Origin of the sequence: Lacticaseibacillus baoqingensis, from assembly GCF_003946165.1 — a bacterium.
In the GTDB taxonomy this organism is placed as follows: Bacteria; Bacillota; Bacilli; order Lactobacillales; family Lactobacillaceae; genus Lacticaseibacillus; species Lacticaseibacillus baoqingensis.
The window spans coordinates 1-20,241 of record NZ_RHOI01000042.1; the positions used below are offsets into that span (position 1 = coordinate 1).

Here is a 20,241-nt window from a genome sequence, read left to right on the forward strand (position 1 = left end):
TGTGGTTTTGTGATGGGTACAGCAGGTACCCACAAGCTGACTTTGGCCCAACGCCAATGGGATTGTCCACAATGCGGACAACACCACATTCGCGACCATAATGCGGCACTGAACATTCTGGCGCGTGGGATTACCAAGCTTGCGGGATAATATTAACTCTCATGTCCATGTAACTATGGCGTAGTACACCAAGTCCCTATGGCAACCTGGGGACGATAAAGCCACAGGAATTAGTCTGAGAAGCCGACGGATGATTGTTGGCGACAGAATGTATCTGTGGAAATTGCGGAAAGGAAGTCAGCAAGGCTTCTGTCCCTGCAAGCCCCTGAATTCATTCAGGGGTGGTTGACCTCCTGGCTAAGGCATCACATTGTCTTCCAAATGGCGGACATTTTCCGGCCGGGCTAACATCATCGCCCGCCGCGTGATTTTTTCGATGATATAGATCGCCGGGGTTTGGCTGGTCAAGTTGGCCCCATCCAGATCCTGCGGGGTCACATAATACGCTAACGCGACGGTGGCTAAGCGCGCGATCGTCGAATTAGCGCTATTGGTGATCGCGATCACCGGGACTTGATGCTTGATCAACTCATTGAGATACCCGATCACGACGCGATTTTCACCTGACACCGAACACACCACCGCACACATTGCCTTGTACACTGCTTCGGGATAATCGACTTGCGGGTGCGTCATGGGTGCAGAAATCGAAAAAGAAAGATTCACACTGTTCGAGTAAGTGGCCGCACCATATTCCGCGACGATGCGCGACGTGCCAAACCCGATCCACACCACTTGGGCATGCTCGTATAACAAATGCGCGGCGCGATCCATCGCCTGTTGGTATTGGCCATCTTCACAAGCAGCGATCGAACGCGTGATCTCGCCGCCATCAATGTCGTTGGGCAACTGGCCGCGGTGGCTCATTTGGTTGTTATACATCCGCAGTTTGGCCTTAAACTCGGCCCATCCAGAACAATCAAACTTCTGACAAAAACGCTGGATACTAGCTGTACTGCAATAAGTCGTCTCCGCCAAATCGCGAATGCGCATATAGATCACGGCATCCATATCTTTGACGATCTCGCGATAAATCGTCATATCCGTTTCCGTCAGTTCTGGGGTGTAGTTTAAAAACAGCATCGCATCCTCCTGAAAAAAACCGCCTGTATCGCCTCGGAACAAATCAGATTTGTTCCCATAAATAATCTAATGTCATGATATCCTAGGATAGATACGATTAGACAGCGCATTCATCCTCTTATTGATTATACCCTAAGATGATACAAAAGCGATTGCAATGTCATAATTATCGCGGATGATACAACCAGTATCATTTCACCTAATTTGTTCCCACAATTTTTGCACTTTGTCGCCTTTGCTGGCAATAGCAACGCAAAAACGGCTTTGCCGCCCGCCTTGAAAATCAAGTCGTCCGCCAAAGCCGTGCGTATTGCTGATTTATTGTTGCGCAGCTGCTTCTGCAAGATCCTTTTTTTGTTGCATGACCGTGGCCATGTAGACAAATGGTGAGTAAATGATCGTTGCGACCACAATATTTACTGCAGCAATCACCCCACCTTGCCAGCTGGCAGTGGCGATCACGCCGCCGATGATCGGTGGGGTGACCCATGGTGCCATCACGGTACATGCCGGCATGAAGCCAGAGGCTGTGGCAAAATATGCGATCGTGATGCAAACCATTGGCGCGATGATATATGGCACGAACAAGATCGGGTTCAAGACGATCGGCAAGCCGAAGGTCAATGGTTCATTGATATTGAACAATCCTGGGGCAAACGACAAGCTCGACACGGTCATATAGGCTTTGTTCTTACGGGCAAAAAGCCAAATAGCAATGATCAAAGAGATCGTCACCCCGGTGCCGCCCATGTTCACGAAAGAATCAAACAATGGCTTGTTGACAATATAAGGGATCTCTTTGCCGGCTTTTAACGCCGCCAAGTTAGCGGTGATCGCAGGCGCATTGATCGTTTGCATGAATGGGTCGATCATATTGGCCCCATGCAGCCCGAAGAACCACAAGAATGGGGTGATAAACGCGATCAGCAAGGCGGTTGGATACGAGTTAGCCATCCCCATGAATGGTTCTTGCACCGCCTTGTAAAAGGCCAAGACAATGTTTTCGACGTGTGCGGCATTGAAGAATGTGGTGACCAACCCGAAGATGGTCATCGTGATCATGGCTGGAAGCAAAGCCGCAAACGAAGTCGCCACTGCCGGCGGCACAGAGTCAGGCATCTTGATCACCAAGTGGGGGTTGGCTTCCAAACGCCGGAAGAGCTCAACCGAAACGATCGCGACGATCAAAGCGATGAACAGCCCGGTCGAATCCATCCCTGAAGCCCCACCAACTGTGAAAAATGACCCTAATGAGACGATCCCGGCTGCCACTGCGGCAGACCCATAGGACTTGGCTAAGTTATACGCCACCAAAAATGCGATCATTACGCCTAAAACGGCAAAGGTCCCGCTCCATAAGTTCCCCCCGAGCTTGGTCCAAATAAATGTCCCGTCCTTGAGCTTTTCACTGAAGATGCCGTTCATCAGGTCTTGATAACCGGGAATCGGCAAGTTATTGATCAAAGTCGCAAACGCACCTAAGATCATCAGTGGCATCGTGTAGGCAAACGCATCCCGGATCGCAACTAAGTGACGCTGGTTCCCGATCTTAGCCGCGATCGGCAGGAAGTGTTTTTCCATAAACGCGATAAAGTTCTGCATAAACTTTTCCCCCTTTTGCTTTTTTGTTTCCGCTTACATACTAGTTATAGCATCCTCACCCAGCCTGACTCAATGATACATGTACCAGAGCAGTGTATCACTGCTTTGATGACACTTTAAGCGTAACAAGTTGCCCCTGGCACATGCACGCATAACGCCTGTTGTCGAAAAAAATCGCCTCTCACCATTGACAATGAGGATTCTCATGCTATACTCATTTACAACAAGTGATAAATGCAACGAGAAAGACCAGTAGTGATCGTTTGACTTTCAGCGAGCTTCGTGAGGTGTGAGGAAGCAAGGCTAATGATCATGAATATCCCTTTCGAGCAGGACACCGAAACCTTAGTAACGTGTCATGGTTAAACACCCATTAACGTGTTCGCGTATCGCCCATTGCGGCTGTACGTATTGAGGCTGTTTTTGGCGACAAATCCAGCATATTAAGGTGGTATCGTGCTGCGGCACCCTTAGTCTTCGCTAAGGGTGCCGTTTTTTTTGGTCTGACGGAACCTAGGCCGTCAGCTCGTTGTATAACCAAAAGGAGATGGTGAAATGGAAAGCGGCATTACCTCGATTCAGCAATTATTCAACACCACTCGTACTAGGAGGACTTATTCATGGAAAAACTCGTTGAAAAAAAATTAACTAAACGCGATTATTTCGTCGTCGCCTCAATGTTGTTCGGCTTATTCTTCGGCGCTGGCAACTTGATCTTTCCTTTGCACCTCGGCCAGCTGGCAGGCAGTCACTGGGTCCCAGCCGCAGTAGGGTTTTTAGTCACCGCGGTGGTATTACCGCTGCTTTCTGTTTTAGCGGTATCGGCAATGCACGCTGAAGGCGTTTATGATATCGGCAAACCATTGGGCAAATGGTTTGCGATCTTGTTCATGGTTTTGATCCACTTGACTATCGGCCCGTTGTTCGGGACCCCGCGGACTGCGACGGTTTCCTTTACGACCGGGATCGCCCCAATGTTGCCGAAGAGTATGCAAGCAACCGGATTACTGGTTTTTTCAGCCTTATTCTTCTTGGCCGCTTTCTTGCTTGCCTACAAAGAACAACGCATCACCAGTGCGATCGGTAAAGCTTTGAATCCTGTTTTCTTAGTGCTATTATTCTTCGTTTTCTTCTTTGGCTTCACGCATAGCATGGGGGCTGCCGGCGCCCAAGCCAGCACCACCGGCTACACCGCATTAGGCGGCAGCTTCTTTAACGGCTTTTTACAAGGTTACAATACGATGGATGCTTTAGCTGGTTTGGCCTTTGGGGTCACCGTCGTCACCGCGGTTCGCGGGCTGGGTTTGAAGCGGCAAAGCTCCGTGGCGAAAATGACCGCCAAAGCCGGGGTTTTAGCCACCAGTATGATCGGCGTCGTTTACTTATTCTTGATCGTTTTAGGCGCAAAGTCTTTAGCAAACTTCAAAGTCTCCGCTGAAGGCGGCACCGCCTTTAATCAAGTCGTCACTTTCTACTTTGGAACAGCTGGTCACGCTTTATTGGCAACCTTGCTGACAGTCACCTGCTTGACCACCGCCGTTGGTTTGGTCGCTGCATTTGCCCAAGACTTCCACAAACACTTTCAAGTTTTGAGCTACGTTCAATGGTTAGGCTTGATGACCTTTGCTTCATTTTTAACCGCCAACTTTGGTTTAGCGACGATTATCTCTTGGTCCACACCGATGTTGATGTTCTTATACCCGTTTGCCATGGTCTTAATCTTACTCAGCGTTTCCGGCAAGTGGTTCAATCACGATAAGACGGTTTACGCCTTTACCGTCGGCTTCACGGCAGTACCCGCATTATTCGATATGGTCGCAGCCTTCCCACCAGTGGTTTCACAATCTGCATTTGGTGTTGCTATGACTGGCTTCGAACACAGCTTCTTCCCATTTGCCGCCTTAGGGATGGCCTGGGTCGTCCCAGCATTGGTCGGTTTGGCCTTGGGCTTGGTCGTTTACAAAGTCCGCGCCCGCGCAACCGTCAATGTCATGAATTAAACTGATCTTCCCAAAAGCGAAAACAGGAGCAGCCCAGATGGGCTGCTCCTGTTTTTGGCTGAATCAAAAAAAGCCTCAAGCTGCCTTGAGGCTTTTTCAGAAGAATCAGCTTACTTGCCGCCGTTCTTCTTGATGATCTCTTCTTGAATGGACTTCGGAGTTGGTTCGTAGTGATCGAAGGTCATCGTGAAGGTCCCACGGCCTTGCGTTGCAGAACGCAGCGTCGTAGCATAACCGAACATTTCGGCCAGCGGTACCATGGAGTTGATCAGTTGGGCGTTACCGCGTGCTTCCATGCCTTCGACACGGCCGCGACGAGCGGTGATTTGGCCCATAACATCACCAAGGTAGTCTTCTGGGACGACGACTTCAACGTGCATGATCGGTTCGAGAATAACCGCACCGGCCTTGCTTGCAGCGTTCTTCAACGCCATGGAAGCCGCAACCTTGAAGGCTGCTTCAGAAGAATCGACTTCATGATAAGACCCATCATAAAGCTTAGCCTTGACGTCGATCAATGGGTAGCCGGCAAGCACGCCGTTAGCCATTGCTTCTTTCAAACCTTGTTCAACTGATGGGATGTATTCACGAGGAACGACCCCACCGACGATAGCGTCTTCGAATTCGAAGCCCTTACCTTCTTCGTTAGGAGTGAATTCAACCCAAACATCACCATATTGCCCTTTACCACCAGACTGGCGAACAAACTTACCTTGTGCGCTAGCTTGCTTGGTGAAGGTTTCACGGTACGCCACTTGAGGGGCACCGACCTTGGCGCCGACCTTAAATTCACGCTTCATCCGGTCAACCATGATGTCCAAGTGCAATTCGCCCATGCCGGCGATCAAAGTTTCGCCAGTTTCAGGGTTGGTTTCAGCTTGGAAAGTCGGGTCTTCTTCAGAAAGCTTTTGGATCGCAACATCAAGCTTGTCACGGTCTTCTTTAGAATCAGGTTCGATAGATACCTGGATAACCGGATCAGGAATTTCCAGAGATTCGAGGATCAACGGGTGATCAACGGCAGTCAAAGAGTCACCAGTAGTGGTATTCTTCAAGCCGATCGCAGCAGCGATATCACCAGAGAACACTTCAGGAATTTCTTCACGGTGATTCGAGTGCATTTGCAGCAAACGACCCACACGTTCACGGTTGTCTTTAGAAGCGTTCAAGACATAAGAACCGGCTTCCAAAGTCCCGGTGTAGACACGAATGAAAGTCAAACGGCCAACAAACGGATCCGTTGCGATCTTGAAAGCTAACGCAGCAAATGGCTTGTCGTCACCAGCAGTCAATTCAACCGCTTCGCCAGTCTCAGGATCTGTGGCGTTGTATGGCTTCACATCCAATGGGGATGGCAAGTAATCAACGACACCGTCAAGCATCATCTGCACACCCTTGTTCTTAAAGGCAGAACCAGCGAACACTGGGAAGAATTCCAATGCCAAGGTTGCTTTACGGATCGCAGCCTTCAGCTCATCTTTGGTGATTTCTTCGCCTTCAAGGTACTTGTCCATGATCTCGTCATCAACATCAGCGACGGCTTCGATCAAATCGGCATGCGCTTGTTCAGCTTCTTCTTTATATTCATCAGGAATATCAACGACATCCCATTCGGAACCCAAAGCATCTTCGTCGTATAAGTCGGCTTTCATTTCGATCAAGTCGATAATACCTTCGAAGTTGTCTTCAGCACCGATCGGCAACTGCATCGCATGGGCGTTGGCGCCTAAGCGATCGTGCAGCGTTTCAAGGGAATATTTGAAGTTAGCACCGATCTTATCCATCTTGTTAACGAATACGATCCGCGGAACAGAGTACGTGGAAGCCTGACGCCAAACGTTTTCAGTCTGAGGTTCAACCCCAGCTTGAGCGTCTAAGACGGTCACGGCACCATCAAGCACACGCAAGGAACGTTCAACTTCGATTGTGAAGTCCACGTGTCCTGGGGTGTCAATGATGTTGACCCGGTGGTCCTTCCAAAAAGCGGTGGTCGCAGCAGAAGTGATCGTGATCCCACGTTCTTGTTCTTGCGCCATCCAGTCCATTTGCGAAGCGCCATCATGTGTTTCACCGATTTTATGGATCTTACCGGTGTAATACAAGATACGTTCGGTCGTGGTGGTCTTACCAGCATCGATGTGGGCCATGATCCCAATGTTACGGGTCCGGTCTAACGGAAATTCACGCTTGTTGGCCATGTGAAAGTAGTTCTCCTCTCAAATTTGTATGATTATAAAACAATTGGCTACTATATACTCCGATATAATAGCCAAACTGTCTTACCAACGATAATGTGCAAAGGCGCGGTTAGCGTCTGCCATTTTATGAGTGTCTTCACGCTTCTTCACAGCAGCACCAGTGTTGTTAGCTGCATCCATGATTTCACGCGCAAGGCGTTCGTCCATGGTGTGTTCACCGCGTTGACGGGAATATTGGGTGAGCCAGCGAAGGCCAAGGGTCGTCCGACGATCCGGGCGCACTTCGATTGGCACTTGATAGTTAGAACCCCCGATACGGCGAGCCTTAACTTCAAGTACTGGCATGATGTTCTTCATTGCTTCTTCGAAGACATCAACTGGTTCGTTGCCAGTTTCCTTTTTAACGATATCAAATGCAGAATATAAAATAGTTTGCGCTTTACCGCGTTTACCGTCGATCATCAAGTGGTTGATCAAGCGGGTAACCAGCTTAGAATTGTAAACTGGATCAGGTAATACGTCGCGCTTAGAAACAGTGCCTCTACGTGGCATACTGATTGCCTCCTCTTAAAAGTCGTGTTAATTAAAGACGATTGTGATCTGACCAAAATGGCCAAGACCGACAAGTCGCTGGCGATGGGTCAAACGGCTAAAGCCGCTTGGCTGCATCAACGAATTACTTCTTGTCCTTAGGGCGCTTTGCACCGTACTTGGAACGGCTCTGCATACGGCCGTCAACACCGGCAGTATCGAGGGTCCCACGGATGATGTGGTAACGAACCCCTGGCAAATCCTTAACACGGCCCCCACGGATCAGAACAACACTATGTTCTTGCAGGTTGTGACCGATACCTGGGATATAAGCTGTCACTTCAATTAAGTTGGACAGACGCACACGGGCATACTTACGCAAAGCAGAGTTAGGCTTCTTTGGTGTCATGGTGCCGACACGAGTAGCCACCCCACGTTTTTGCGGAGCTGGAGTGTTGGTAAGAGACTTCTTCTTGCTGTTGTAACCGAAGTTCAACGCAGGAGAGTTTGACTTTGTAGCATGAGACTTGCGACCTTGACGCACCAATTGATTAATGGTAGGCATTCAAAGGTTCCTCCTTTCGATTATGGTAAAACTTTTCAAGTCCACACATCCAGGCGGTTCATTTTTAATCATAAAAAAATGGCCCACTGGACGGCGAAGCGGCGATTCACCAGTTCGCACGTTCAGGAAACCCGAATAACTGGAAAAAAGCACCTTTGATAGTATACTAAGTTTCCTGGCCTAGTGTCAAGCTTTTCTCTTACAGTTAGCGAACTTATTCAACGTCAGCCAGTTTGAGAGGAGGTCACCCCATGTGGTCGACAGCTTTGTTTTTTTGTGGTCTTATCTATTGGGCGTGGCAAGACGCCCGCCATGGCAGCGTGCCGGCATGGCCATTTGAAAGTTGGTGTGTGCTGGTTTATGGCTTACAGCTAGGCCATGGTGTGCTATGGTGGCCGCCATTGCTTTGGGGCAGCGGGTTTGCCGCCATCACCTGCTGGGGAAAGCTGGGCGCAGCAGACGCTTGGTTGATCATGGTGCTGGCCAGCCGCTTTGCCAGTTTGCCGCTATTGTGGCTATTTTTGCTGAGTTGTGTCACCGGTATTTTGCACGCGCTTGGCACTCACCACCGCCGCATCCCCTGGCTTCCCCATCTCGCCTTGGCTGCGATCATCATCGCCCCTTGGGCATGACAACGCAAAAAAAAGCCCGCTCACGCTTTGGCGTGAGCGGGCTTGGACTAGCGCTTAGTCTTTTGACTTCGTCGCATCGTCAGCTTTCATTTGCTTTTCGATATCGGAAATCGAATAGACATTTTCGGACACTGCGCCCACCGTCTTTGGTTCCATGTGACGGTAGGTTGCCATCCCAGTACCAGCTGGAATGATCTTCCCGATAATGACATTTTCTTTCAAGCCGACCAACGGATCGACCTTGCCGCGAATCGACGCATCGGTGAGGACACGAGTCGTTTCCTGGAAGGAAGCGGCAGACAAGAACGAGTTGGTTTCCAATGATGCCTTGGTGATCCCAAGGAGCACTGGCCGCCCGGTTGCTGGGATACCGCCAGAAATCAAGGTATCTTTGTTACGATCCTTGAATTCAGCAATATCTAACAGCGTGCCTGGCAAGATATCGGTGTCGCCTGGATCCATGACCCGGATCTTCCGCAACATCTGACGGACCATCACTTCAATATGCTTATCCGCGATTTCGATCCCTTGCATCCGATAAACCTTTTGGACTTCAAACAATTGATAGTTTTCGGTACTTAAGGCATCTTGGATCTTGATCAACTGCTTCGGATCGATCGACCCGCCAGTCAAGCGGCCGCCGCGACCAACATGATCGCCTTCAGCTACTGCCACACTCGAAGCATATGGGACGGAGTAAGTCCGAGTATCCGTCTTACCTTCGACCGTGATCTCACGAGTGTGTTCTGCTGGGTTTTCATCGATTGCTGTGATCGTGCCATCAACTTCGGAAATCACCGCAGGACCTTTAGGGTTGCGGGCTTCCATGATTTCTTGAACACGAGGCAGCCCTTGCGTGATATCATCGCCACCGGCAACCCCGCCGGTATGGAAGTTACGCATGGTCAGCTGCGTGCCGGGTTCGCCGATAGACTGTGCAGCGACGGTCCCAACGGCTTCACCAACTTCGACTTGTTCGCCGGTGGCAAGGTTGCGGCCGTAGCACTTTTGGCAAACCCCATGACGGGTGTCACAGGTGAAGACCGAACGAATCGAAACAGATTCAACCCCTGCATCTACAATGGCTTGGGCCATGTCTTCGTCCATCAAGGTATCTTTTGGTACGATCACTTCACCACTGTTAGGGTCGATAACCGACTTTTGAGTGAAGCGCCCAACTAAACGATCGTATAATGGTTCGATCATTTCGTTACCTTCGCGAATCGCAGAAACCACGAGGCCACGATCAGTCCCACAGTCTTCTTCACGCACGATGACATCTTGCGCGACATCGACCAGCCGGCGAGTCAAGTAACCCGAGTCAGCCGTCTTCAAAGCCGTATCAGTCATCCCTTTACGAGCCCCGTGAGTAGACATGAACATTTCCATGACCGACAAGCCTTCACGGAAGTTTGACAACACTGGCACTTCCATCATCCCACCGTTAGGCGCAGCCATTAAACCACGCATTCCGGCAAGCTGAGTAAAGTTTGAGATGTTGCCACGCGCCCCAGAATCACTCATCATCGAGATCGGGTTGTTCGGGTCAAATGAATCGATCAGCTTCTGTTGAATATCATCTTTGGCATCATTCCAAATCGAAATGGTCCGATCATGACGTTCTTCATCGGTGATCAACCCACGCCGGAACTGCTTAGCAACGGTTGCCACTTTCTTATGCGCTTCTGCCACGATCTCACCTTTTTCGGGCAAGTTTGGCACATCAGCAACCCCGACCGTCAAGCCGGAGTTGGTCGCTTGGGTGTAACCTAAAGTCTTCATGTCATCCAGCAAATCTGACGTGCGTTGGACCTTGTAGGTCTTGAACACTTCAGCAATGATATCAGACAAGAAGCTCTTCTTGAATGGATCGATCAAAGGAGCATCAGCCAAGTAGGCGTGAATGTCTTCACCACGCTTGATGAAATACTTGTCTGGCACGCCATTAACGATATTATCTTGCGTCGGCTCGTTAAGGTATGGCAGTTCTGCAGGCAAAATCTCATTGAAGATCACTTTACCAACAGAAGTCACCATGACCTTATTGCGCTGGTCATCAGTGAATGGCTTGGTCGTCAGTGAGTCGGTTGCCAACCCGATACGCGAGTGCAAGTGCACATAACCATTTTGCAAGGCCAATAAGACTTCATTGGTATCCTTGAAGATCATGCCTTCGCCTTCGCGGCCTTTTTGTTCCATCGTCAAGTAATAGTTCCCTAAAACGATATCCTGAGAAGGCGTTACGATCGGCTTGCCATCTTTAGGCGCCAAGATATGATGCGCTGCTAACATGAGCAGCCGCGCTTCAGCTTGGGCTTCATCTGATAACGGAACATGGACCGCCATTTGATCCCCATCGAAATCGGCGTTATAAGCTTCACATACGATCGGGTGCAAACGCATCGCTTTACCATCAACTAAGACGGGTTCAAACGCTTGGATCCCCAAACGGTGCAAGGTAGGCGCGCGGTTTAACAGCACTGGCCGTTCCTTGATGACATCTTCAAGCACATCCCAGATATCATCATCTTCGCGGTCGATCTTCCGCCGCGCGTTTTTGATGTTGCTGGCCATATCGCGAGCAACCAGTTCGCGCATCACGAATGGTTTGAAGAGTTCCAACGCCATTTGCCGCGGCAGTCCGCATTGATAAAACTTCAAGGTAGGACCAACGTCGATAACCGAACGACCAGAATAGTCGACCCGCTTACCCAGTAAGTTCTGACGGAAACGGCCTTGCTTACCTTTCAGCATGTGGCTGAGCGACTTCAACGGCCGATTCCCTGGGCCGGTGACAGGACGGCCGCGCCGACCATTATCGATCAAGGCGTCCACAGCTTCTTGCAGCATCCGCTTTTCGTTTTGCACGATGATGTTAGGCGCGTTCAGATCAAGCAGGCGCTTGAGCCGGTTGTTACGGTTGATCACCCGCCGATAAAGATCGTTGAGATCGGAAGTTGCAAACCGACCCCCTTCAAGTTGGACCATTGGCCGCAGATCCGGTGGAATGACCGGGATCGCGTCCATGACCATCCAAGCCGGATCATTACCGGATTCCAAAAAGGCATCCAAAATATCCAACCGCCGGATCGCACGGGTCCGCTTTTGGCCTTGTGCCGACTTCAAATTCTCTTTGAGTTCAGCCACTTCTTGGGCCAAATCGACTTGATCCAAGAGTTCCTTGACCGCTTCAGCACCCATCTTGGCGTTGAAGCCTTGACCGTATTCTTCACGCTTTTCACGATATTCGCGTTCGGTCAACAGTTGCTTTTTTTCTAAAGCAGTGTCGCCTGGATCGATCACGACGTAAGACGCAAAGTAGATGACTTCTTCCAAAGCCCGTGGGGACATATCAAGCACTAAGCCCATCCGTGATGGGATGCCCTTGAAGTACCAGATATGCGTCACAGGAGCAGCCAATTCGATGTGCCCCATCCGTTCGCGACGAACCTTGGACCGGGTCACTTCAACGCCACAACGATCGCAAACGATCCCCTTGTAACGAATCCGCTTGTACTTACCGCAAGCACATTCCCAGTCTTTGGTCGGTCCGAAGATGCGTTCGTCGAAAAGCCCGTCTCGCTCTGGCTTTAAAGTCCGGTAGTTGATCGTTTCGGGTTTTTTGACTTCCCCATAGGACCAGCTGCGGATCTTGTCAGGCGAGGCTAAGCCGATTTGCATACTTTCAAACTTGTTGACATCAATCAAAGGGCTAACCTCCTATTTGTTATCGTCGCTACTTTGGTCTGCGGCGGCTTGCGCAGCGGCTTCTTTAGCCTTTTTCTCTTCTTGTTCTTTAGCAAACTTCGCCAAAGCATCAACGGAGATCACATCATCATCTTCGTCATCCATATCGCGCAACTCAATTTCTTGCTTTTCTTGGTCGAGGACCTTCATGTCCAAGCCCAAAGCTTGCAATTCCTTGACCAGCACGCGGAAGGATTCAGGGACCCCAGGCTTTGGAATCGGTTCGCCTTTGACGATCGCTTCATAGGTCTTGACCCGGCCGACCACATCATCTGACTTGTAAGTCAAAATTTCTTGCAAGGTGTAAGCCGCCCCATAAGCTTCCAAGGCCCAAACTTCCATTTCCCCGAAACGCTGACCACCAAACTGGGCTTTACCACCAAGCGGTTGTTGCGTGACTAAGGAGTAAGGTCCGATGGAACGGGCATGGATCTTATCGTCGACCATGTGAGCGAGTTTCATGTAGTACATGACCCCAACAGAAACACGGTTTTCAAATGGTTCACCAGTACGGCCATCATATAAAACAGACTTGCCGTCTGCAGCCATCCCAGCTTCTTTGACGGTTGCCCATAAGTCTTCATCATTGGCACCATCAAAGACTGGTGTTGCCACATGGATCCCTAAATTGCGCGCAGCCATACCCAAGTGCAAGTCCAGCACCTGGCCAATGTTCATCCGTGAAGGCACACCCATTGGCGACAGCAAGATATCTACTGGCGTGCCGTCTGGCAAGTAAGGCATATCTTCTTCAGGCACAACGACAGAAACCGTCCCTTTGTTCCCGTGACGACCGGCCATCTTATCACCCACTTGGATCTTACGTTTCTGGGTGATGTAGACGCGGACCATCATGTTGACACCAGGGGACAATTCATCTCCGGCTTCACGGGTGAAGATGCGAACATCTTGAATGATCCCGCCGCCGCCATGAGGAACTTTCAACGAGGTATCACGGACTTCACGCGCTTTTTCACCGAAGATCGCGTGTAACAAACGTTCTTCAGCAGAAAGTTCGGTAACCCCTTTTGGTGTGACCTTGCCGACTAAGATATCGCCATCGCGCACTTCTGCACCAATACGAATGATCCCAAATTCATCGAGGTCTTTAAGCGCTTCTTCACCAACGTTAGGAATTTCACGGGTGATTTCTTCAGGTCCAAGCTTGGTATCACGCGCTTCAGATTCGTATTCCTCGATATGGATCGACGTATACGCATCTTCGCGGACCAACTTTTCAGATAACACGATCGCATCTTCATAGTTGTACATGTTCCAAGTCATGAAGGCGATGATCGGGTTTTGCCCTAAAGCTAATTCCCCATTTTCCATCGCTGGGCCATCGGCAATGATCTCATCGGCGTCAACTTTATCGTTGAGGCGCACGATCGGCCGTTGGTTGTAGTTCTTACCCGCGTTAGAACGACGGAACTTCATCAACTTATACTTATCCAAAGCACCGTCAGCCCGACGGATTCGAATCTCTTTGGCGTCAACAAATTCAACTGTCCCAGAATGCTTGGCCAAAACAGCGATCCCAGAGTCATGAGCGGCTTTATATTCCATGCCGGTCCCAACTAAAGGCGCATGCGGGTCAACTAATGGCACCGCTTGGCGCTGCATGTTAGCACCCATCAAGGCCCGGTTGGAGTCATCGTTTTCCAAGAAAGGAATGCAGGCAGTCGCCACAGCGACCACTTGCTTAGGCGAAACGTCCATGTAGTCAACGTGTTCTGGCGTGGTTTCGATGTTATCATCCTTGGAACGCGCCAGGATGGTTTCATCTGCAAAAGAACCGTCATCATTCAACTTGGAGTTGGCCTGAGCCACCACATAGTTATCTTCTTCGTCAGCAGTCAGGTAATCGATCTTGTCAGTAACCTTATGATCTTCCCAGGAAACACGCCGGTATGGGGTCTCGATAAAGCCATAAGGGTTAACGACCGCGTAAGAAGCCAGTGAATTGATCAAGCCGATGTTAGGGCCTTCTGGCGTTTCGATCGGGCACATCCGGCCATAATGGGTATAATGCACGTCACGCACTTCATACCCGGCACGATCACGTGTCAAACCACCAGGGCCAAGGGCAGACAACCGCCGCTTATGCGTCAATTCGCCTAATGGGTTCGTCTGGTCCATAAACTGTGATAATTGCGAACTGCCGAAGAATTCCTTGATCGAAGCGACCACTGGCCGGATATTGATCAATTGCTGTGGGGTGATGGTGGTGGTGTCTTGGATCGACATCCGTTCACGCACGACCCGCTCCATCCGGGACAACCCGATACGGAATTGGTTTTGCAACAATTCCCCAACGGAACGGATCCGGCGGTTACCTAAGTGATCGATATCATCGGTGACACCGATACCTTCTTGTAAGTTCAAGAAATAGTTCATGGAGGCAATAATATCAGCAGGGATCAAATGCTTGACCTTCTTGTCGATATGGCCATTGCCAATCATGTTGACCACTTTTTCAGGGTTGTTTTCAGAATAAACTTTGATCACTTGGATCGTCATTGGATCAGTCACCACACCTTGATCAGAAGGCTGGTAGGTAACCGTCTTGAAGTCGTCTTTATCAAGATATTCGCCCAATGTATCCATCACATGCCGGTCGATCTTGGTGTCTTTGGCAACGATCACTTCACCAGTTTCTGGATCGGCAAGGGTCTCAGCCAACGTCCGGCCGAGCAAGCGCGTCTTTAGGTTCAGCTTCTTGTTGACCTTGTAACGTCCAACATTAGCCAAATCATAACGCTTTGGATCAAAGAAGCGCGCGTACAAGAGGCTGCGAGAAGAATCCGCGGTCTTAGGTTCGCCTGGGCGTAGCCGTTCGTAGATATCCTTCAAGGCTTCATCGGTACGTGAATCATCCGTATTCTTGTGCACATCCTTTTCCAAGGTCAGCATCAAAGAATCGGAATCCCCAAACATTTCAATAATGTCAGAGTCAGAACCAAAGCCTAAAGCCCGAACTAATTCAGACATTGGGATCTTACGGGTACGATCGATGCGGACATAAGAAATGTCTTTGGCATCAGTTTCGTATTCCAGCCAAGCCCCACGGTTAGGAATCACCGTTGTGCCCCAGGTGATCCGTGAGTTCTTGTCCATCTCACTGTTGTAATAAACCCCTGGGCTGCGGACTAACTGCGACACAATAACCCGTTCAGCACCATTAATGATGAAAGTCCCTTGATCCGTCATCAATGGGAAGTCGCCAAAAAACACGTCTTGAGACTTGATCTCACCAGTTTCATGGTTGGTCAAGCGCAAGGTCACGTGCAATGGTGCAGAGAAGTTGGCGTCATGTTGGCGCGCCTCTTCGACCGTATACTTCGGTTCTAACAGCTGATAATCAACATATTCCAAAGACAAATTGCCTTGGAAATCTTCGATCGGCATAATGTCATCGAACATTTCCTTCAGGCCTTCATCCAAGAACCATTGATATGAGTTGGATTGGATCTCGATCAAGTTAGGTAGATCAAGAACCTCTTTGATGCGGGAATAGGAGCGGCGTGTGCGATGCTTGCCGTAGTTCACTAAATGTCCTGCCAAGTTGTTCACCCCTCATTAGATTTTTCGGTCACCGTTAACGTAAACAGTTTGTAAACATTATTAAATTTACATTACATCAGCTGGTTTCAGGACCTTTTGGGCAAACAAAAACCCAAAAGCTCAAAGGCGCCTTGCGCCCCATCGCTTTGGGTCTCATATGCGCGCTGGCGGACAATAGATCGTCAGCACATGTGTCCTTAACCGAAATGCAATTACATTGATAATACGCGTTCAGTCAGCAGAAGTCAAGCCAAAGCCTTGCTGTCTAAAACCAACAAGGCAAGCGATCACTCGCTTGCCTTGTCTTGGATCAGTTATGCATTCACCGGTGTCTTGGCTTCAGGAGTCTTAACCGTAAAGGTCAGCTTCCCTTTCTTGGCCCCGATCGTGATCAAATCGCCTGCCTTGGCTTGACCAGTGAGCAAGAGCTCAGACAATTGATCTTCCACATCACGCTGCAATGCCCGTCGGATCGGCCGTGCCCCATATTCTGGGTCAAAGCCTGCTTTCGCCACTGCATCGATACCAGCTGGCGTGATCTTGACTTGGATATCTTGATCCGCCAACCGGTGCAAGACGTTTTTGGCCATGATCTTGACGATCTCATGGAGTTCGGTCTTGCCTAAGCTGTGGAAGACCACAGTTTCATCGATCCGGTTCAAGAACTCTGGGCGGAACGCACGCTTCAATTCTTCAAGCATCCGCGCTTGCATCGCCTTGAAATCTTGGCTGACTTGCTTGGCGCCAAAGCCAACGGACTTTTCGTCCCGCAATGCGGTAGCCCCAATGTTCGACGTCATGATCAAAATCGTGTTTCGGAAGTCGACTCGCCGGCCTTTAGAATCCGTCAGATAACCATCATCCAGTACCTGCAACAAAATATTGAAGACGTCAGGATGCGCTTTTTCAACTTCATCTAATAAAACGACCGAATATGGCTTGTTGCGGACTTTTTCAGTTAATTGACCGCCTTCATCGTAACCAATATAACCAGGCGCCGCCCCGATCAGCCGACTAGTGGAGAATTTCTCCATATATTCAGACATATCGACTCGGATCATTGCGTCTTCAGTCCCAAACATTGCTTCAGCTAACGCCTTGGCTAATTCTGTCTTCCCGACACCAGTAGGGCCTAGGAACATGAACGAACCAATTGGCCGAGTCGGATCTTTCAAACCGCTGCGTGCCCGCCGGATCGCCCGAGAAACCGCGGAAACCGCTTCGTCTTGGCCGACAACGCGCTCATGCAACACTTTCTCCAAGTTGACGAGCCGTTCGGACTCTTTCTTTTGCAGTTGTGTGACAGGTACGCCAGTCCACTGGGCAACGACTTCAGCGACATCTTCACCGGTCACTTTAACATCGGCACGAACGCCATTTTCATCGGCTGCTTCTGGCAGTGCTTGGACCTTGTCGCGCAGCTTCTGTTCCTTTTCGCGAATCGTTGCAGCGGCTTCGAAATCTTGATGCAAAATAGCATCTTCTTTTTCTTTCACCGTGTCTTCAAGCTGTTGTTCCAGTTTGTCAGCTTTAGTCGGCTTGTCGGCTTCATCCAAGCGGACTTTAGCCGCAGATTCATCGACTAAATCGATCGCCTTGTCTGGCAAGAAGCGGGTCGTGATATACCGCGAAGACAACACCACGGCTTCGTGCAGTGCATCATCGGTGATCGTTACCCCATGATGGGCTTCGTAGCGGCCGCGCAATCCGCGCAGGATCTGTTCGGCTTCGTCTTGAGTCGGTTCGTCGATTTGGATCGTTGCAAACCGCCGTTCGAGGGCAGCATCTTTTTCAATATACTTTTGATATTCGTCTAAGGTTGTCGCACCGATCAACTGCAGTTCGCCACGCGCTAAGGCCGGCTTCAAGATATTAGAAGCATCGATCGCCCCTTCAGCGCCACCGGCCCCGATCAAGGTATGCAATTCATCGATGAACAAGATCACATTCCCGTCTTGATAGATCTCATCGATCACTTTCTTTAAGCGGTCTTCAAACTCGCCGCGATACTTCGTGCCTGCTACTAACGATCCCATATCAAGCATCATCAGCCGCTTATTGCGCATGTCAGCAGGTACGGCACCAGCCACGATTTTTTCGGCAAAGCCTTCTGCGATCGCAGTTTTGCCGACCCCTGGTTCGCCGATCAACACCGGATTATTCTTGGTACGCCGCGCTAAGATCTGTACCAAGCGCCGCACTTCCTTGTCCCGGCCAACAACAGGATCCATTTTGTTTTCCCGTGCCAATTGGGTCAAATCACGCGCCAAGCTATCCAGCGTTGGTGTGCCAGCTGAAGCCCGCTTTGGCTGGCGTGCCGCACCGCGTTGTTTAGCAGCACTGTCGCTGATCCCCATTTTCTTGAGGACCATCTGACGCGTTTTAGACAGACTAAGATCCAAATTTTGTAAGATCCGCGCAGCCAAAATATCATCTTCACGCAACAAGCCCAGCAAAATGTGTTCCGTGCCGATCTTCAACGCCCCAAGCCGCTTTGCTTCATCTCCGGCGAAGGTTAAGATCTCCTTACCTTTAGGCGAATATGGCAAGTAAGTGTCAGCGTTTTTAGCGCTGACATCCACGGTACCATACCCGGTAAAGCGTTCGATCTCGTCATGCACATCTTCTTCGCTGACAGATAACTGCCGCAAAGTTTTGCCGGCGATCCCATCTTGTTCCATGACTAACGCCATCAGCAGATGTTCTGTTCCTACTGCATGGTGGTGGAAATATTTGGCCTGCTCTTGCGCGATCATTAGCACATTTTTAGCACTCGGCGTAAACAGATTATCCATAAGCACACTCCTCTTTTCGGTAGCCGGTTTTATCTTTCATATTGCAAACTTTGGAGAAACGCGAGCATTAAGCGTGCACGCAGGTGTTCTTCAGTTTCACGATCTCCAACGTTCAATGTTTGCCGGCTTAAAACACTGAGCATCATATTACCAGTCTGGCGTTCCACGATACCTTCATCATAAAGCTTTTGAATCATCACGCGCGCATCTTCTTCGCGGATCCGCCGCGGCAAGCGTTCAATCATCCACTCAACTAATCCACATCCCGAACGCACTTTGACCTTCAAGATCCGGATATACCCGCCGCCGCCACGTTTGCTTTCAACAACGTAGCCGCGCTCAGGCGTAAACCGCGTCTTGATCACATAATTGATCTGCGACGGTACACAATTGAATTGCTCCGCGATCGCGGCACGGCGGATCTCGACTTGCTCATCTGCTTCGAGCAATGCTTTAAGGTATTGCTCGATCACATCTGAGACATTTTGATTTGCCATCACGTCCCACCTTTAGCTTTGACTAATATTGACTTTAATTATACGCAAAAACAACAAAAAAGCCACCGTCTATAAGACAATGACTTAACGATCGGGAAAACGGGATTCGAACCCACGACCTCTACGTCCCGAACGTAGCGCTCTACCAAGCTGAGCTATTTCCCGATGAAGCGGAAGACGAGATTCGAACTCGCGACCCCCACCATGGCAAGGTGATGTTCTACCACTGAACTACTTCCGCATCAATATTTACTTGAACCCTTTGATCAGGGAATGCACCCAGTAGGAGTCGAACCTACAACCTTCTGATTCGTAGTCAGACACTCTATCCAATTGCGCTATGGGTGCGACTTCAAAAAAATGCCGAGGGTCGGGTTCGAACCGACACGGTAATCACTTACCGCAGGATTTTAAGTCCTGTGCGTCTACCAGTTTCGCCACCCCGGCATATATAATGAAAAGCGGAAGACGAGATTCGAACTCGCGACCCCCACCATGGCAAGGTGATGTTCTACCACTGAACTACTTCCGCATATTCTATTCAGTTAATGCCGACTAGAGGATTCGAACCTCCGACCCTCTGTTTACAAGACAGATGCTCTGCCAACTGAGCTAAGTCGGCATAATGCGGGTGAAGGGACTCGAACCCCCACGGTAATTAACCACTAGAACCTAAATCTAGCGCGTCTGCCAGTTCCGCCACACCCGCAGATCTTTCTTTTGGAACCAATGGAAATGAGCCGTGACAGGCTCGAACTGTCGACCCTCTGATTAAAAGTCAGATGCTCTACCAACTGAGCTAACGGCTCAATGGAGGATACAGGGCTCGAACCTGTGACCCTCTGCTTGTAAGGCAGACGCTCTCCCAACTGAGCTAATCCTCCATTTACAGCGTGGCGACTTCCTACCCTCGCAGGCAGTTGCCCACCAACTACTCTCGGCGTAGAGAAGCTTAACTTCTGTGTTC

Annotated in this window: 12 protein-coding genes and 9 tRNA genes; 3 read left to right on the forward strand and 18 right to left on the reverse strand. The window is 49.9% G+C overall.

Annotation, left to right across the window (positions count from 1 at the left end; all coding sequences use genetic code 11):
• On the forward strand, nucleotides 1-150 hold a 150-nt coding region (locus EKM91_RS12500; protein WP_164508586.1), incomplete at its 5' end, for a zinc ribbon domain-containing protein.
• A gap of 207 nt (nucleotides 151-357) precedes the next feature.
• Here the strand turns inward: EKM91_RS12500 and EKM91_RS12505 are convergent.
• On the reverse strand, nucleotides 358-1,143 hold the full coding sequence (locus tag EKM91_RS12505) for a MurR/RpiR family transcriptional regulator (RefSeq protein ID WP_125754254.1): 786 nt from the start codon (nucleotides 1,141-1,143) through the stop codon (nucleotides 358-360).
• Between the two features lie 318 nt (nucleotides 1,144-1,461).
• Nucleotides 1,462-2,745, reverse strand: a complete 1,284-nt coding sequence (locus EKM91_RS12510; protein ID WP_125754255.1) for a PTS sugar transporter subunit IIC — start codon at nucleotides 2,743-2,745, stop codon at nucleotides 1,462-1,464.
• Between the two features lie 620 nt (nucleotides 2,746-3,365).
• On the opposite strand from EKM91_RS12510, the gene brnQ reads away from it, so the two are divergent.
• Nucleotides 3,366-4,745 (forward strand): branched-chain amino acid transport system II carrier protein, encoded by a 1,380-nt coding sequence (brnQ, locus tag EKM91_RS12515; protein ID WP_125754256.1) that lies wholly within the window; start codon nucleotides 3,366-3,368, stop codon nucleotides 4,743-4,745.
• Between the two features lie 110 nt (nucleotides 4,746-4,855).
• On the opposite strand, the gene fusA is transcribed toward brnQ, so the two are convergent.
• From fusA to rpsL, 3 genes are all read right to left on the reverse strand, one after another.
• Nucleotides 4,856-6,943 carry an elongation factor G gene (fusA, locus tag EKM91_RS12520; RefSeq protein ID WP_125754257.1) on the reverse strand — a complete coding sequence of 696 codons (2,088 nt, stop codon included), beginning with the start codon at nucleotides 6,941-6,943 and terminating at the stop codon, nucleotides 4,856-4,858.
• 81 nt (nucleotides 6,944-7,024) lie between these two features.
• The gene (gene rpsG, locus EKM91_RS12525; RefSeq protein WP_125754258.1) at nucleotides 7,025-7,495 is read right to left on the reverse strand and encodes a 30S ribosomal protein S7; all 471 of its coding nucleotides are present in this window, start codon (nucleotides 7,493-7,495) and stop codon (nucleotides 7,025-7,027) included.
• Nucleotides 7,496-7,619: 124 nt separating this feature from the next.
• A complete protein-coding gene (gene rpsL, locus EKM91_RS12530) occupies nucleotides 7,620-8,039 on the reverse strand; it encodes a 30S ribosomal protein S12 (protein ID WP_125754259.1) in 420 nt (139 codons plus the stop codon).
• Nucleotides 8,040-8,290: 251 nt separating this feature from the next.
• Here rpsL and EKM91_RS12535 point away from each other — a divergent pair, with 251 nt between their 5' ends.
• Entirely contained in the window at nucleotides 8,291-8,671 is a 381-nt protein-coding gene (locus EKM91_RS12535; RefSeq protein ID WP_125754260.1) for a prepilin peptidase, read from the forward strand.
• Between the two features lie 54 nt (nucleotides 8,672-8,725).
• Here the strand turns inward: EKM91_RS12535 and rpoC are convergent, their stop codons facing one another.
• From rpoC to EKM91_RS12600, 13 genes are all read right to left on the reverse strand, one after another.
• Nucleotides 8,726-12,379 carry a DNA-directed RNA polymerase subunit beta' gene (gene rpoC / locus EKM91_RS12540; RefSeq protein WP_125754261.1) on the reverse strand — a complete coding sequence of 1,218 codons (3,654 nt, stop codon included), beginning with the start codon at nucleotides 12,377-12,379 and terminating at the stop codon, nucleotides 8,726-8,728.
• 12 nt (nucleotides 12,380-12,391) lie between these two features.
• Nucleotides 12,392-15,982 (reverse strand): DNA-directed RNA polymerase subunit beta, encoded by a 3,591-nt coding sequence (gene rpoB, locus EKM91_RS12545; RefSeq protein WP_125754262.1) that lies wholly within the window; start codon nucleotides 15,980-15,982, stop codon nucleotides 12,392-12,394.
• 314 nt (nucleotides 15,983-16,296) lie between these two features.
• Nucleotides 16,297-18,777 (reverse strand): ATP-dependent Clp protease ATP-binding subunit, encoded by a 2,481-nt coding sequence (locus tag EKM91_RS12550; RefSeq protein ID WP_125754263.1) that lies wholly within the window; start codon nucleotides 18,775-18,777, stop codon nucleotides 16,297-16,299.
• Nucleotides 18,778-18,806: 29 nt separating this feature from the next.
• Nucleotides 18,807-19,274, reverse strand: coding sequence for a CtsR family transcriptional regulator (locus tag EKM91_RS12555; protein WP_125754264.1), 468 nt, complete (start codon nucleotides 19,272-19,274; stop codon nucleotides 18,807-18,809).
• A 91-nt stretch (nucleotides 19,275-19,365) separates the two neighbouring features.
• A tRNA-Pro gene (locus EKM91_RS12560) sits at nucleotides 19,366-19,439 on the reverse strand.
• Between the two features lie 4 nt (nucleotides 19,440-19,443).
• A tRNA-Gly gene (locus tag EKM91_RS12565) sits at nucleotides 19,444-19,515 on the reverse strand.
• A 33-nt stretch (nucleotides 19,516-19,548) separates the two neighbouring features.
• Nucleotides 19,549-19,622, reverse strand: a tRNA-Arg gene (locus EKM91_RS12570).
• A gap of 13 nt (nucleotides 19,623-19,635) precedes the next feature.
• Nucleotides 19,636-19,721, reverse strand: a tRNA-Leu gene (locus EKM91_RS12575).
• A 13-nt stretch (nucleotides 19,722-19,734) separates the two neighbouring features.
• Nucleotides 19,735-19,806, reverse strand: a tRNA-Gly gene (locus EKM91_RS12580).
• 17 nt (nucleotides 19,807-19,823) lie between these two features.
• A tRNA-Thr gene (locus EKM91_RS12585) sits at nucleotides 19,824-19,896 on the reverse strand.
• A 4-nt stretch (nucleotides 19,897-19,900) separates the two neighbouring features.
• A tRNA-Leu gene (locus EKM91_RS12590) sits at nucleotides 19,901-19,983 on the reverse strand.
• A gap of 27 nt (nucleotides 19,984-20,010) precedes the next feature.
• Nucleotides 20,011-20,083: transfer RNA gene (locus EKM91_RS12595), tRNA-Lys, on the reverse strand.
• Nucleotides 20,084-20,085: 2 nt separating this feature from the next.
• Nucleotides 20,086-20,158, reverse strand: a tRNA-Val gene (locus EKM91_RS12600).
• Nucleotides 20,159-20,241 lie beyond the last annotated feature (83 nt).

Excerpts from the sequence above, each read along its gene's own strand:
- EKM91_RS12505 (WP_125754254.1), bottom strand. The coding sequence starts at position 1,143 with ATGCTGTTTTTAAACTACACCCCAGAACTGACGGAAACGGATATGACG.
- EKM91_RS12510 (WP_125754255.1), bottom strand. The coding sequence starts at position 2,745 with ATGCAGAACTTTATCGCGTTTATGGAAAAACACTTCCTGCCGATCGCG.
- brnQ (WP_125754256.1), top strand. The coding sequence starts at position 3,366 with ATGGAAAAACTCGTTGAAAAAAAATTAACTAAACGCGATTATTTCGTC.
- fusA (WP_125754257.1), bottom strand. The coding sequence starts at position 6,943 with ATGGCCAACAAGCGTGAATTTCCGTTAGACCGGACCCGTAACATTGGG.
- rpsG (WP_125754258.1), bottom strand. The coding sequence starts at position 7,495 with ATGCCACGTAGAGGCACTGTTTCTAAGCGCGACGTATTACCTGATCCA.
- rpsL (WP_125754259.1), bottom strand. The coding sequence starts at position 8,039 with ATGCCTACCATTAATCAATTGGTGCGTCAAGGTCGCAAGTCTCATGCT.
- EKM91_RS12535 (WP_125754260.1), top strand. The coding sequence starts at position 8,291 with ATGTGGTCGACAGCTTTGTTTTTTTGTGGTCTTATCTATTGGGCGTGG.
- EKM91_RS12550 (WP_125754263.1), bottom strand. The coding sequence starts at position 18,777 with ATGGATAATCTGTTTACGCCGAGTGCTAAAAATGTGCTAATGATCGCG.
- EKM91_RS12555 (WP_125754264.1), bottom strand. The coding sequence starts at position 19,274 with ATGGCAAATCAAAATGTCTCAGATGTGATCGAGCAATACCTTAAAGCA.